10 protein-coding genes are annotated in these 14,214 nt (G+C 46.2%); 6 read left to right on the forward strand and 4 right to left on the reverse strand.

Annotated features, from left to right (window positions below; all coding sequences use genetic code 11):
* Positions 1 to 729 precede the first annotated feature (729 nt).
* The 3 genes from QUA44_RS24070 to QUA44_RS24080 form a co-directional block, all read right to left on the reverse strand.
* Positions 730 to 2,517 (reverse strand): efflux RND transporter periplasmic adaptor subunit, encoded by a 1,788-nt coding sequence (locus tag QUA44_RS24070; RefSeq protein ID WP_333255036.1) that lies wholly within the window; start codon positions 2,515 to 2,517, stop codon positions 730 to 732.
* A 111-nt stretch (positions 2,518 to 2,628) separates the two neighbouring features.
* Positions 2,629 to 2,751: a hypothetical protein gene (locus QUA44_RS24075; protein WP_333276740.1), complete on the reverse strand. Its 123-nt coding sequence runs from the start codon at positions 2,749 to 2,751 to the stop codon at positions 2,629 to 2,631.
* Positions 2,752 to 3,398: 647 nt separating this feature from the next.
* Positions 3,399 to 3,887: an IS607 family transposase gene (locus tag QUA44_RS24080; RefSeq protein WP_333255040.1), complete on the reverse strand. Its 489-nt coding sequence runs from the start codon at positions 3,885 to 3,887 to the stop codon at positions 3,399 to 3,401.
* Between the two features lie 481 nt (positions 3,888 to 4,368).
* Between QUA44_RS24080 and QUA44_RS24085 the strand changes: the two genes are divergently transcribed.
* Together QUA44_RS24085 and QUA44_RS24090 are read left to right on the forward strand one after the other, a co-directional pair.
* Positions 4,369 to 5,502, forward strand: a complete 1,134-nt coding sequence (locus tag QUA44_RS24085) for an AI-2E family transporter (protein ID WP_333255042.1) — start codon at positions 4,369 to 4,371, stop codon at positions 5,500 to 5,502.
* 249 nt (positions 5,503 to 5,751) lie between these two features.
* The gene (locus QUA44_RS24090) at positions 5,752 to 6,819 is read left to right on the forward strand and encodes an ABC transporter permease (RefSeq protein WP_333255044.1); all 1,068 of its coding nucleotides are present in this window, start codon (positions 5,752 to 5,754) and stop codon (positions 6,817 to 6,819) included.
* A 373-nt stretch (positions 6,820 to 7,192) separates the two neighbouring features.
* Here QUA44_RS24090 and QUA44_RS24095 read toward each other — a convergent pair whose 3' ends face one another.
* Positions 7,193 to 10,603 carry a PAS domain S-box protein gene (locus QUA44_RS24095; protein ID WP_333255046.1) on the reverse strand — a complete coding sequence of 1,137 codons (3,411 nt, stop codon included), beginning with the start codon at positions 10,601 to 10,603 and terminating at the stop codon, positions 7,193 to 7,195.
* 800 nt (positions 10,604 to 11,403) lie between these two features.
* Between QUA44_RS24095 and QUA44_RS24100 the strand changes: the two genes are divergently transcribed.
* The 4 genes from QUA44_RS24100 to QUA44_RS24115 all read left to right on the forward strand — a co-directional run bounded on the left by QUA44_RS24100 (position 11,404) and on the right by QUA44_RS24115 (position 13,927).
* On the forward strand, positions 11,404 to 11,748 hold the full coding sequence (locus QUA44_RS24100; RefSeq protein WP_333255048.1) for a hypothetical protein: 345 nt from the start codon (positions 11,404 to 11,406) through the stop codon (positions 11,746 to 11,748).
* 205 nt (positions 11,749 to 11,953) lie between these two features.
* On the forward strand, positions 11,954 to 12,979 hold the full coding sequence (locus QUA44_RS24105) for an ABC transporter permease (RefSeq protein ID WP_333255050.1): 1,026 nt from the start codon (positions 11,954 to 11,956) through the stop codon (positions 12,977 to 12,979).
* Positions 12,948 to 13,115: a hypothetical protein gene (locus QUA44_RS24110; RefSeq protein WP_333255052.1), complete on the forward strand. Its 168-nt coding sequence runs from the start codon at positions 12,948 to 12,950 to the stop codon at positions 13,113 to 13,115. Before QUA44_RS24105 ends, QUA44_RS24110 begins: the two co-directional genes overlap by 32 nt.
* Before the next feature lie 68 nt (positions 13,116 to 13,183).
* Entirely contained in the window at positions 13,184 to 13,927 is a 744-nt protein-coding gene (locus QUA44_RS24115; RefSeq protein WP_333255054.1) for a hypothetical protein, read from the forward strand.
* The last annotated feature ends 287 nt before the right edge of the window (positions 13,928 to 14,214 follow it).

Raw genomic sequence — 14,214 nt, forward strand, 5'->3', positions numbered from 1 at the left:
GCAGCTTGATGCGACTTGATCACGAGGATGAAGCGCGGATTTGATATCATATTATGTCCGGTCGATTACCTCTAATACGGTAGGGGCGGGTTCACAAAAAATATCTGCCAATAATTGACAATCTCAAAAACCCGCCCTTTAAATCTGAAAATTGCGCTATATTTGTTGGCAGCTTGATGCGACTTGATCACGAGGATGAAGCGCGGATTTGATATCATATTATGTCCGGTCGATTACCTCTAATAAGGTAGGGGCTGGTTCACAAAAAATATCTGCCAATAATTGACAATCTCAAAAACCCGCCCTTTAAATCGCGGTCACTCGATCGGACATGATATCATTCCGGCGCAACCAAAATTGATATTATTTCTAATCTTATCTCCTGATCTAAGGAATGAGAATTAAATAACTTCCACTCTTGAAAGTGGGATGGGCGTCCCGCCCGTCCAAAAAAGACGGGCGGGACGCCCATCCCACAATAACAATTAAAATTGTAAGTTATTTAATTCGCGATCCTAAGAGCCCAAAGTGAGTTTTCTCGCCACGATTGGTTATCAGTAGATCCACTATGAGGGGGTGAATAACCTCAATATCAACGTTTTAATTATGCAATCCCCGTAGACGTGCGTAATCGAAATAGTGACAGTGGTTATCTGCGTTCATCGGCGTTTATCCGCCTTCATCTGCGGTAAAAAAAGGCCATAATCTCTAAATAACCCTAACCAATAACTATTTAGCAACCTTAACCTCAGCGCCATCCTTAAGAAAACCAGCCCCAGTAACAACCACCCGATCGCCCGCCTTCAAACCCTTTTTAACCACCACCTTAGCAGCAGTCAAATCGCCCACAGCACCCCCGGAAATTTCCCCTAGTTCCACCGGTTGAGCCTGCACCTTGTCCTGGCCGACAAGTTTGTAAACAATAGAACTGCCGTCAACTTGCGGTAAAATAGCTTTAGCAGGGACTTTCAAACCTTGAGCCGTTGCCGTCGCAATTGATGCGCGCAAAAACATTCCCGATCGCAAAAACTCGCTTGCCGACAAATCAATCTTCACCGTAGCTTGCCGATTTTGCGGGTCAACTAGCGGCGAAATATCTCGCACAGTTCCTGACAACTTGATCCGCTTGTCAGAATCCGAAGTAATTTGCACTGCTGTTCCCGGCCGCACTTGCGAAACCTGAGTTTCCGGTACTTTCAATTGCAGTTCCAGCTTGTTGCCGCGAATAATCGAAAAGAGTTTTTGACTTCCCGAAGAAACATCCCCAACTCGACCAATTCTTTCAGCCACAGTGCCACTATCCGGCGCTCGAACAATAGTTTGTTCTAGTTGAGTTTGTAACTGTTTGACTTGGGCATCATTGCTGCGGACACTTGCTGCGTTATTTCCGACATTTGCTCTGGCACTGCTGACACTCGCTCCGGCCGTATTCACTTTTGCACGAGCGCTGGCGAGGGCTGCTCTAGCCGTACTGATATTAGCTTCACCAGTAGCTACTTGAGCAATAGCCGATCGCACTTCTTCCGCTGCTTTATTCTGTTCTTCCAAAGCTGTATTCAAGTCAGCTTTAGCTTTGTTCAAGTCTTGAACAGCAGTCTGCCGCTCTGTCTTGCGTCTTTCTAAATCTTGCTGACTAATTACTCCCTGAGTCGCCAAATTTTGGCTGCGATTTACTTCTCTTTGAGCCTGATCTAATTTAGCCTGGGCGGAGGCAATGCCTGCTTTAGCTTGAGTGACACCGGCTTTAGCTTGTTCCACACCGGCTCTTGCCTGGCCGACGCCTGTTTTGGCTTGCGCTGCGTCAGCGATGGCTTTTTCAACGCCAGCTTGGGCTTGAGCAACGCCGGCTTGGGCTTCTTGTTGGGCTGACTGAGCTTGCTGCACCTGAGCTTCGGCTTGTTCTACCGTAGAATTCGCCGATTGTACTCCCGCCAGCGCTTCGGCAATTTGCGATCGTAGCACCGAATCGTCCAAAACCGCCATCGTCTGACCTTTTTCTACCGCATCCCCTTCATTCACCAACACCTGCTTGATTTGCAAACCGTTGGCTTGTGGCAGCACCGGCAGCAAGTCATAGGCTGCCACGGTGCCCGTCGCTTCCAAAGTTTCACCCACCTGGGCAGATTCCACAGGCGCCACTGTCACCGTCGGAGCCGTCACCTGCTGGTTTACCGATGGAATTGGAGCTGCCGGAGGCGAACTCTGCTTGCCCCCAGTCAAGTTTACTGCTAGCAGCGTTGCAGCCACGCCAACCCCTGCGCCCGCCAACAAGGCCGGCCACCTGATTTCTTTGCGGGGCCCAACTTCAGTTGCTTCTGGTTCCCAAACCTGTTCCCCCTCCATTTCTGGAACTTCCAGCGCAACTTCTCGTTCATCTTCCTCAGCGGAGAATTGCCAGCGAGATTGGTCTGACACCTCACTTTCAGGTACATCCACTGCTGAATTATTGTCGCGCCCGTTCTCCACGGGGGGTAGGGGTTGCTTTTCTTCGGCTTCTGAAAAAACTTGATTAGTCACGGTAGTTCCGATATTTTTTTGCTAATGTTTACTAACAAACACATAAATTGAGATACTGTTTCAACCAAGGCGTATCAACCGATGCCCGCAGGAAAATCCCACGAGCACCATTTAGAGATTGCTCCACTGCCAGACTTCAATAGCAGATAAGGCTTGGCGATCCAAGGCAGTAATAGCATCTTCATACAGCAGGTTGACAACTTGTGCCGCAGGCTTGCCACCTACTTTGAACACGATGTATGTTTCTGTGCTGGCTTGGATTCATCGTGAGTCCAAGAGCTTGTTCAACAAATCTACAGAATGCGAAAATGACAGAACTAGAGCCGCACAATTCCATCCTTGCTGTCTTTTTTGCATGATTTGCATAAACCCCAATAGACCCGTCCCCGTCAATCATTCCTCGCCAAAAATGCACATTATTGGAAAGGCGGGAATGCACAGATGCAGTATGTGATTTCCTCTCTGTGATTCCAAACTCTTTTAACTTATTGATGATTTTGACTGATTGAAAAGCGTATCTACATGATTTTGTTGATTCGATTTCGAGAATAGCCTGAGATCCCTCAACGAATTGTCTAAACTTTTCTAGGTGAAAAGAGTCTTTTTCTTGAAGGCACAGCGCAACCGTGTTGCCAACGATTGCGGCATCAGCCAACAAGAATCCTAGCCAATAGGTAGCATCATCGGAAGCAGCATCAAAGGCTGACTCGTTTAAAAAATGCCCAGAGGCTTTTCTGAAAACATAACTCCTATCCCGCATCTGAACGCCTCTTCTTTGAAGGAGTGAGTAGACAGAAGACCTGTCTACCTCAAAGTCTCTAGCCCGATCCGAGCAAAGCTCCCCATCTTGATAGCGAATAATTATTTGGTTGTGCTGATCTTTAGTTAGCCTTGTCATTGTCTATATCCTCTGGACAGTGAACAGGGTTTGAGAGAACCAGGAGTTCTCCACCGTTTTGCTTGACCATAAACTCGAATAGCTCAAATCCGAATCTGCACAATCTGTCTCTACAGGCAACAACAATCTTGAGCTGATCTCCGCGCATAAGTCTGACCAGCAGGGCTTGCAGTCCTTTCCTTTTGAAGTTGAGTCCAGAGCCGATGTCTTGGACGATTTCGGCTTCTGGATATCGTTCTCGCATAAATTCAACTTGTCTAGCAAGGTCGTCTCGCTGTTTGGTTGAACTGACGCGACAGTAGCAAATAGTGGCAGATCCAATTGCACCGCGCTGGTATGACTCGACATCGTAGAGTCTTTGCCCTGCTTCGTTTTTGATGCTTTTGATTTTGCCTTCATCTGCGTACTTTCTTAAGGTGTTTGCGTGCAAGCCCAGAAATTCGACTGCTTTTCTGAGTGGTATATATGCCATTCACTCAATCTATAGTGTTTGTGAGCAAATGTAATTATTTGTTAGTAAAAAATACACTGTTGGTTTACCTCTCGCCAGTATGAGCCTTTCCTTTTTTATATTGTAAAGAAAGATTACGATATTATTTAGTTCATTTTAGCGGATGACCTGAGCAGTCCGGCGTCCTCCTTTTGGGTGAGTGTGGCGTCATTTCACCTGAGAATGGCGATTTCGATCGAAGTTTGATCAAAGTTTGTATGATCGACATTTAATTTGATCTGCCTCTGGGGCATACTGAATATTAGCGTGATTTCCGGGCGTGGGGTCGATCGGGCTGGCATTGTCTCTCCCCAACTGGCTTGGCCGTCACCTATCTATCAATGCTGAGAAAAGTCAGTCTAATCTTGAACTGATTATTCCTAACCTATACTCTCACGTGTTTATTGTATAATACGGCACATCTGCCGAAAAAGTTGTGCCACTTTATTTAAAAAAAATCACAATGAATAGCGTCTTTTCTCCCGTCCAACAGTTTCTAATTACTTGGCTACTAATGCTAGTGACGGGATGGTTTACCCTGACTGCTATCAGTTATGTTGGGGAACTGGTCAGCATTTTAGTAACAGCGGGACTCATTGCATTTTTATTAAATTATGCAGTAAAAAGACTGCAAGTATTTTTGCCCCGGGGAGTAGCTGCGGGGCTGGTTTATTTAACAGCAGGTGTGGTAGTAGTAGTAATCGGTTTAACTATTGTGCCACCCGTGTTCAGCCAAGCGAGACAGTTGGGGGTGAGGTTCCCGGATTTACTGGAGTCGGGGCGACTGCAGCTAGCTGAATTTCAAGCATGGAGTGCCGAGCGCAATTTGCCGTTTAACGTGCAAATATTGGAGCAGCAGCTATCAGCGAAAGTGCAGGAACAAGTGCAGGCGATCGCAGGTACGAGTCTAGGCTTAGTTGTCGGTACTGTTAACTGGTTTTTGGACTTGATTTTTATTGTGGTGATTTCCTTTTATATGCTCCTAGACGGGCAAAGAGTTTGGCAGGGTTTAACCAGTATTTTTTCCCCAGACATTCGCTATGTTTTAACAGAGACTTTGCAGCGAAACCTCCAGCGATTTGTATCAGGACAGTTATTGCTGGGACTATTGATGGCTATCTCGTTGACTCTGGCTTTTTGGTGGCTGCAAGTTCCGTTTTTCCTGCTGTTTGCCGTGTTTATAGGATTGACGGAAATAATTCCGTTTATTGGAGCAACGTTGGGAATTGGCACTGTTAGCATAATTGTAGCGTTTATCGATTGGTGGCTGGCGCTGCAAGTCTTAGTAATTGCGATCGGTCTCCAGCAAATCAAGGATAATTTAGTAGCTCCCCGAATCATGGGCAATCTCACCGGATTGAGCCCGGTAATTATTTTCACAGCTTTGCTGTTAGGAGGTAGAGTAGGAGGGTTGTTAGGAGTTATCCTCGCAATTCCGCTCACTGGGGTTGTAAAAAGTATCGTAGAAATTTTACTCAATCCCAAATTGCCTCCCCAAACAGGCTCGTTTTTCTACAATCCTTTTAGCGGCGAGGAGTTGGGAAAAATAACAGAGGATGAAAGTAGAATAATTTTGGTTCCAGACGAACAAAAATAGTCTAATGTTTGTAGTAAAGACTTGAGTCCAGAAAACTTTTATTAGTAAGGAATTCAGCCATTGCTACTAGACATCTTGCACTCATTCACTCTCAATTCTCGAAAGGGATCTGCGTTAATCTGTGTTTATCTGCCTTGAATCTGCGGTTGATCTATCAATCAAATATCTATGCAAGAGGTCTACTGATTCCGTTAAGAAAGAACTAAATTCCTCACTACGAACCACTTAAAATCTCAAACCTCAAAAATTATGAAATGGTGGCAAAATCTTAAAAAGAATCCTCTGGCTCGGTTGGGAGCAGTGCTGCTGTTAATTTTTTATACAGTCGCACTTTTCGCTGAATTTGTGGCACCTTACGACCCCTACGACTCTCAATTAAACGGTTCATTGCTGCCGCCGACTCGGATTTATTTAAGCACCCAAGACGGGCGCTTTATCGGCCCCCACGTTTATCCGACTACTCAGGGCTCGGTGGATGCGAATACCGGCGCTCGTGAGGTAATTGTAGACTGGCAAAAACCCTCTGCTGTTGGTTTATTTGTCAAAGCTTCCCCCTATAAATTTTTAGGATTTTTGCCTTTCGACAGGCACCTGTTTGGCACTACAGGAGAAGGCCAAATTAATCTTTTAGGCACGGATGAACAAGCTCGCGATCAATTCAGTCGCTTAGTACACGGCAGCAGAATTAGCCTCAGCATCGGCTTAGTAGGAATAGCAATTTCTTTTCCCTTGGGATTGTTTGTCGGAGGCATATCTGGTTATTTCGGCAGTTGGATTGATAGTATATTAATGCGTTTCGCCGAAGTATTGATGACGATTCCCGGTCTTTATTTATTAGTAGCGCTAGCAGCAGTGCTGCCCCCGGAATTGACAAGTGCTCAGCGATTTATATTGATTGTGCTGATTACTTCATTTATCAGTTGGGCGGGTTTAGCGCGGGTGATTCGCGGCCAAGTTCTCTCAATTAAACAACGAGAATTTGTGCAAGCGGCGCGGGCAATGGGTGCCAATCCAATTTATATTATTGTCCGCCACGTTTTGCCACAAACTGCTACTTATGTAATTATTTCTGCTACTTTGTCTGTTCCGGGTTTTATTGTGGCGGAGTCGGTTTTGAGTTTAATTGGACTGGGAATTCAACAGCCAGATCCTTCTTGGGGAAATTTGCTATCCCTGTCTACTAATGCTTCAATTTTAGTGTTGCAGCCTTGGTTGGTTTGGCCTCCGGCGATACTGATTATTTTGACTGTTTTGGCGTTTAATTTATTGGGGGATGGGTTGCGGGATGCTCTCGATCCGCGCAGCATTCAAAGGTAATTGGGAGTTAGTAATTCAAATATTTGTAGGGGCGGGTTCACCCAAATTTACATCGCCAAATTCCCGAACTAAAAAACCCGCCCCCACCCATCGCAAAACCCCAAAAACCTGTTCCCTAATCAGGGTTAGTTGGGGGGGGGCGGGTTTTTTAATATTTTGGATGTGAATCAAAGATGGTTGGTGAACCCGCCCCTACGAAATTTGTTAATACAAGAATACATCAAAAATACCAATCTTGGTATTTGTAGGGTGCGTCGCTATAAAAAAATCCCTAAATTCAATCGACAATCTCATGTATCCGCACCTTACACGATAGTTGCATAATTTTTCATAATTGCTATTACAAATTACAAATTACTTGAGAATTGCTTGTTTAAGTATTAACAGGTAAGCGGATCGTAAAAGTAGAACCAACACCCTCTTGACTTTTTACGGAAATATTGCCGCCCATCATTAGGCAAAAACGCTGGCTGATTGCCAGTCCCAAACCGGTGCCGCCGTACTTGCGGGTGGTGGAAGCGTCTGCTTGGGCAAAGGGTTGAAAAATATGCTGCAATTGGTCTGAATTCATCCCAATTCCTGTATCTGTACAATTAACAACTAAAAATTCTTTACTAGCACTTGAGGATTGAGAATTCGCCGTAGGTTCAGAAGTGTTTTCTTGTTTTGCTTCGCTGCTGTCGCCCGCAATTTTTTCTCGGCTGGCTGTGAGGGTAATTGTACCGTTTTGAGTGAATTTGGCGGCATTGCTCAGCAAATTCAATAAAATCTGCTGCACTTTCGTAATGTCCCCGTGCATAGTGCCGATATTACTAATTTTGTGTAAGTTGAGAGTGTTGCCGTTTTTCTGAATTAGTGGCACGGCGGTGGAGGCGACTTCTTTAATCAAGGCGGCGATGTCGAAGGTTTCTAAGTAAAGATCCATGCGACCGGCTTCGATTTTAGAAATGTCGAGAATGTCGTTAATTAGCGACAGCAAGTGTCTGCCGGAAGTGCGGATTTTGTCTAAATCTGGGGTGAGTTCATCGTAGCCCAATTCTTCGGTTTCTTCTTGGAGCATTTCGCTGTAGCCGATGATGGCATTCAGAGGTGTTCGCAGTTCGTGACTCATGTTTGCCAAAAATGCGCTTTTTGCGGTGGAAGCGGCTTCGGCTGCTTCTGCGGCGAGTTGCAAGGCGGATTCAAAGACTTTGCGATCGCTAATATCCTCGACGCTGCCTTCATAGTAGAGTACCTCGCCATTGGCGTCGCACACTGCACGCGCGCTTTCAGAAATCCAAATTACCTTGCCGTCAACGCGGTAAACTTGTGACTCAAACCCCGAAACTTCTCCGAATTCTTCCATCACCCGCATAAACTTGTCGCCCTGCTGAGGATTGACGTAAGCTTGCTGCCTGATGTTTGTGAGATTTGATGTCAATTCTTCGGGAGTGGCGTAGCCATAGATGCGGGCTAAAGCTGGATTTACGCTCAAGAAGTGGCCTTCGGGGGTTCTTTGAAAAATGCCTTCAACGGCATTTTCAAAGATGCTACGATATTTTTGTTCTGCTTGACGCAGAGCGCTTTGTGTACGATCGCGCTCGCTGGCTTCGATCGCCAATGATACCAAATCTGCGAGGGAAGCAGCAAAATTTTGTTCTTCTACTGTCCAGTTACGAGGAGTTCCCACTTGTTCGATACAGATGACTCCGACTGTTTGTCCTCCCAGCCGCACCGGCGCATCTAAGGTTGATGTAGTACCCACTTTTGAAAAGTAAGATTCGGCAAATTCTGTGGTTCTAACATCTGAGAGAGCGTCATCGGCTGCGATCGTCCGGTGTTCTTCCAAAGCTTTAAAATAAGCTGGATAGTCTGCTGCTGCGAGTTCAGTACCTTGGGAATGCTGCGGGTTGCTGCGGTGAAATTGGTCGAGACATTGCAGTTTCGATCGGCTTTCATCATACAACCACGCTCCGGCTCGTTCTGCATCTAGGGTATGAGCTGCCGCTTCGGTGATTTGCCTCAAAGCTACTTGCAAATTGCCTCGATATAGCGCTTTATTTCTTGCCAATTCTACCAAAACCGTATTTTGTTTGAGCAATTGTTTTTGCCTTTGGCGCCGCACGGATTCGGCTCGCTTCTGTTCGGTAATATCGCGGGCTACCAAAATGACGGATTTTTCTGAAAGCGGCGAAATGCTGGCGGCAAAACAAACTTCACGGTCGTCAATGGTTAAATCGTACTCGATGCTGACAGTTTGCTGAGTATCTAAAGCAGCTCGGATGTGGTTGAGAAAATTGTCGGCTGTAGCTTGCGGAAACACCTCTCCGACTGTTTTGCCAACTAATTCTTCGGCTGGTTTGTAGAGTAGGGAAAGATTGGTGGGCGCGATTTTTAAATAGCGACCGGTGGAGTCCACAACTAGAATTAATTCGTTCATAGCTGCAAACAAAGCCCGCAATTCTGCTTCTGCAGCTTCGAGTTCGGCAGTCCGCTCTGCTACTCGCTGTTCTAAACTAGAGTTTGTTTGTTCTAGGGCAACAAAAGACGATCGCAATTGTCGGGCCATTTGATTGAAAGACTGAGCCAGGAGGCCGAGTTCGTTGACGCCTTTAACTTCGACTTCGCCGTCTAATTCTGCGGAGGATGTGAAGTCGGCAGATTCGGACATTTTTGTTAAAGCTTTGGAAGCTTCTAGCAATCGGGTAATTGGTGTGACAACCCAGCGAGACGTGAAAATTCCGAGTGCGATCGCCAGTACGAAGGCAAAAAAGCACAATAAAATAGTTATGCGAGTATTGGCATTAATTTGCTCCATAAAGTCTGCTTCCGGGATTGCGACTACAATCAGCCAATCGAGGCCACGGCCGTCTTGCAGGGGAGCAACCGTAATGAACTGACGTTTGCCGTCTAGATCGAAGGTAAACTGTCCTTGGCTGTTAATTTGTGTAAAACTGCCAAATTGTTTTTGCAAGTATGTGGAGGCCGATCGAATGAGCAAATTTTTGCTCCTAGTCGCCAACAGCCGTTTTTGTCCGTCTTTGTCGGTGACAAAGGGCAGTTCGTCTGTGGAACTGGCAACTATTTCCCCGCTGCGTTCGATCGCAAAAACTTGTCCCGACGGGCTAATTTTGATGCTTTTGAGAAAATCGCTGATTTGAGAAAGAGTCAGGTCTATTGCCAGTACCCCCCGCAGGTTTCCTGTTTGATTGTAAATAGGCATCACCGGCGTAATCCCCAGCACTGGCGAGGCCGTGAAGACGTAGATGGGAGACCAAGTGGCTTTTCCTAACTGTTTGGCAGCTTGGTACCACGGTCTTGTACGGGGGTCATAGGCGGCGGTTTGGATGATATCAGTGCGATTTCCTTGGCTGTCCAGGCGATAAATTTGGCGGTTTGGAGCGGTTGATTCGTCTCTGATGTATACTAAGTCTTCTGCTTCTCTTTTGAGCAAAAGGAATTTGCCCTGTTCGTCGCCGTAGTAAATGGTTGTAGTTCGATCGCTCAGCTTGGTCTGGTTCCACAAATAACGCTCTAAGTTGGGGAAGTCTTCGGGATCTAAGTTTCCAGAGGCGATCGCAGCAGTATTCATTTGCAGAAATAAATGAGACACATCCCCAAAACTGCGGAAATTTTCTTTAGTTCTCGCTGCGACTTCCAAGCTTAACCTACTAGCAAGGTCATTGACGGCTTTCTGGCCGTTGCGAAACGATAGCCATCCAGTCACGCCGACTGCTACGGAGATTTGCACCACCAGCGGTATCAACAAAACTAGGCTCAGTGACATCTTGGGCGAGCTTTTCATCAGACAACCTGCTCAGACTTTTTAATAACATCAATATTGTGACACCTACCGGGTTTGCGTATCGTTTGTCGTTTAAAAGATGCCCTTGATATAAGTTACAAAGTCGCATAGCAAGACTGAAGTGCGGTGACCGGTCGCTCAACACTTGGCTAAGGTTTCCACCGCTACTGTAAAAACTTGTAATATCAATGATGCCACTACTTGCCTGAATGTGGCGATCGCTCTGGGGTTTCCCGGTCAAAAAGTCACACCAGTTGACAGTTGACAGTTGACAGTTGACAGTTGACAGTTGACAGTTGATAGCTACCTCTACCTGGAAGGAAGAGGATTGGAGTAATGAATAGTCTTCTTTTAATTTCTCCCGCTTATGGGAGAGGCTTTAAACCAATTATTTCTGGTAAACAAAGAATATAACAGTAGGTAATCTCCAAACCCTTAATTTATCAATCATTCCCAGTCTAAAATCTAAAATCTAAAATCTAAAATCTAAAATCTAAAATCTAAAATCCTATCACTTCCTCCCCGTGCGGATTGCCCACCTTACCCCGGCTTAATAAAAATTTTATTTTATTTTTTTCTACAGTGCCAGGACAAATGTAAATTCTGTGACAATTTGGTGTTGAAAAATTTGCTATTAATAAGATAAGCCGCCAAAATCCCGTAGCGTAGCGGGGCGTAAGCCATCGACTACAAAGAGGATAATTGAAGCACCTGCATTTCATCAACGCCAGCAAAGTAAAGCGTTTTTGGCTTTTTTGGACGAGCGACATTTTGGCAAAATAATACTTCTGGAGGATGACATGAACTATACATTTGAAATCCTGGGCGTATCTCCAACTTTAACATTTTTTAACCAGCAGCAGGAATTGCTGCAACAACAGCAGCCGTCTGGTGTAGAATACTTGGCAAACCGGAAGTGTACTCTCGATGCGTTTGTGGCATCCGTGGAGACAGTTTCTCCAGATCGCGGCTGGGATGTCGATCGAGTTGTAGACACTGTGATTAGTTTCTGGATGAACAACTCCGATAGCATCCACTATTGGAAGCACAGACTGCAGGATGCCGGCAGCGAAAACTTGTTAGTAGCCAGAGTAGGCGATATCAAGTCTTTGCAAGCTGCATTTGAATCGCTGCTGGGCGAATAGGAAAATCGGGAATTGCGAAAAAGTCGATCGACTTTTTCGCAAAAATCAACTCAACTGTCTATTCGCAATTCTCAATTCCCCTGATTCGCGACACGGAAGTCGCATACACAATAAGCTGTTTCTTCCACCTTCTACCCCATCTGCCTGATGCCTTCAACATCTGGCTAATGACTAATGACTTCGCAATTGGCAATTCCCAAATATTATGTCTCGTTCCAAAGCCCTGCAATCTTATATTTTTGTCCGCTTGCTCCTCGCACCGCTAATGTTGTGGACAATCACCACAGCAGTATTTTTGTTACTGCGGGCCACTCCGGGCGACCCCATAGATGCCATTCTCGGCTCACGAGCTCCCGCAGCCGCCAAAGAAGCAATGCGAACTCAACTCGGCCTCGACGCACCCTTGTGGGAGCAATATCTCAACTACATGAAAGACTTATTCAGTCTGGACTTAGGAACCTCCATCACCACTCGCGGACAAACCGTGTGGCAAATTATCGGAGATTATTTCCCCGCTACAGTGGAATTAGCAGTTTGTAGCATGGCCATAGCTTTAATTGTCGGCATCAGTATCGGTTCCCTAGCAGCATCTCGCCCCAACACTATTTTCGATGCTGCAGGCCGTTTGTTTGGCATTATCACTTACTCGCTGCCGGCTTTTTGGGCTGGTATGGTTTTGCAATTGATTTTCGCAGTGCAGTTGGGATGGTTTCCCTTGGGAACTCGCTTTCCCGTGACATTCCCCGCCCCCGAAGGCTACACAGGACTATACACTATTGACAGTCTCCTCAGCGCTAACCCTGGTCAGTTTCTCACATCTTTGCATTATTTGGCACTTCCGAGTTTGACGCTGGGGATTCTTTTGAGTGGCATTTTCGAGCGCATTGTCAGGGTGAATCTCAAGCAAACTTTGCAAGCAGATTATGTCGAAGCAGCTAGAGCTAGAGGCATTCCCGAATTGCAGATTTTATGGGCTCACGCTCTGAAAAATGCACTAATTCCAGTGATTACTGTCTTAGGATTGACTTTTGCTGCACTGTTGGGCGGCGCTATTTTAACAGAAGTTACTTTTTCTTGGCCGGGGCTGGCAAATCGCCTTTACGAAGCGATTAGCTTGCGGGATTATCCAACTGTTCAAGGTATTGTGGTGTTTTTTGCGGCAATTGTCGTAATTGCCAGCATTGTAATTGATATTTTGAATGCTTATATTGACCCGCGAATTCGGTACTAAAAATATTAAGGAAGAAGGGCAACGGATGCGCGATTGTGGCACTCTCGGCTTTTTCTACCTGTACTTTCTGTCGGCGCGAGATGTTTTAGTCAGCGGTGGCCCTGTAGAAGCAGTTGTCAAAAACATCGGCTTTTAGAGTGACGACACTTGGCGATTTATGGGCAATACTGGAGAAAATAAACTTTAACATTTGAGGAAACGCTGATGAGATTATTGCGAACAATCGCCGCTCTATCGGCGGCCTTGACCCCACTGATGGCTGAAGCTGTCTTTAGCCGTCCCATGCCGGGAACAGCCGATTTTCCCAGAGCCTCAAATCCCCAAGTAAATGTGCCGGTTTGCTTCATCGAAACTCCAGGCGGCACAACTTTTGATTTAGTCAGCTTGTGTGGCAGCAATGCTGCTCCCCAAAACGCTGCTCCGGCTGCGGGCAATGCTCCTGCAAATAACCCCAATGCAAGCACTCCGCCTCCTCCCCCGAACCCCAACGCCATCACCAGAGATGCTGTCGGCACGCCGATAACTACTCCTGCCGGCACGGCAAATCCCAACAATCCCAACAATGCCAATCCGGGAACTTCGCCGACAGGTACTCCCAACAATGCCAATCCGGGAACTTCGCCTGCAGGTACTCCCAACAATGCCAATCCGGGAACTTCGCCTGCAGGTACTCCCAATAATGTCAATCCGGGAACTTCGCCAACCACCAATCCCAACAATGTCAATCCGGGAACTTCGCCAACCACCAATCCCAATAATCTCAATCCGGGAAGTGCGCCTTATACCACTCCCAATAACAGTGTGTCTCCCACGGGTGGAACTGCTGGCGACAGCAACAGCGATTTAGTTCCCAATCCCAATCTCAATCTTCCGAGAGTGCCGCCGAGTTCCTTTGGCCCTGGAGGTGTTGCACCGACTAGAGATGCGATTGATGGCCCCCGCCAGTAATCGGCGAAGTGTGAGAACTTTCACAGAAACCGGGTTTCTCTGAAACCATCTCTTTTTCAGGGATTGTTCACCCACGAGAAAGCCGAAATATTTATTTACCTGCGTAATATTGATGTCAGGTGCGATCGGCATATTTTGTAGCAGAATAGCGAAATAAAAGTTAAGCTAAGAATTTGTAGACCCTATGGGCCAAGCACTCTTTCAAAACTGGACAACCAGGTAGAAGCAGTGATAGATAGCTAGCTTTAATCCGTAACAGGATTAGCGATCGGCACAGGTTAAAATTA

Origin of the sequence: Microcoleus sp. N9_A2, assembly GCF_036701775.1 — a bacterium.
Taxonomy (GTDB): domain Bacteria; phylum Cyanobacteriota; class Cyanobacteriia; order Cyanobacteriales; family Microcoleaceae; genus Microcoleus.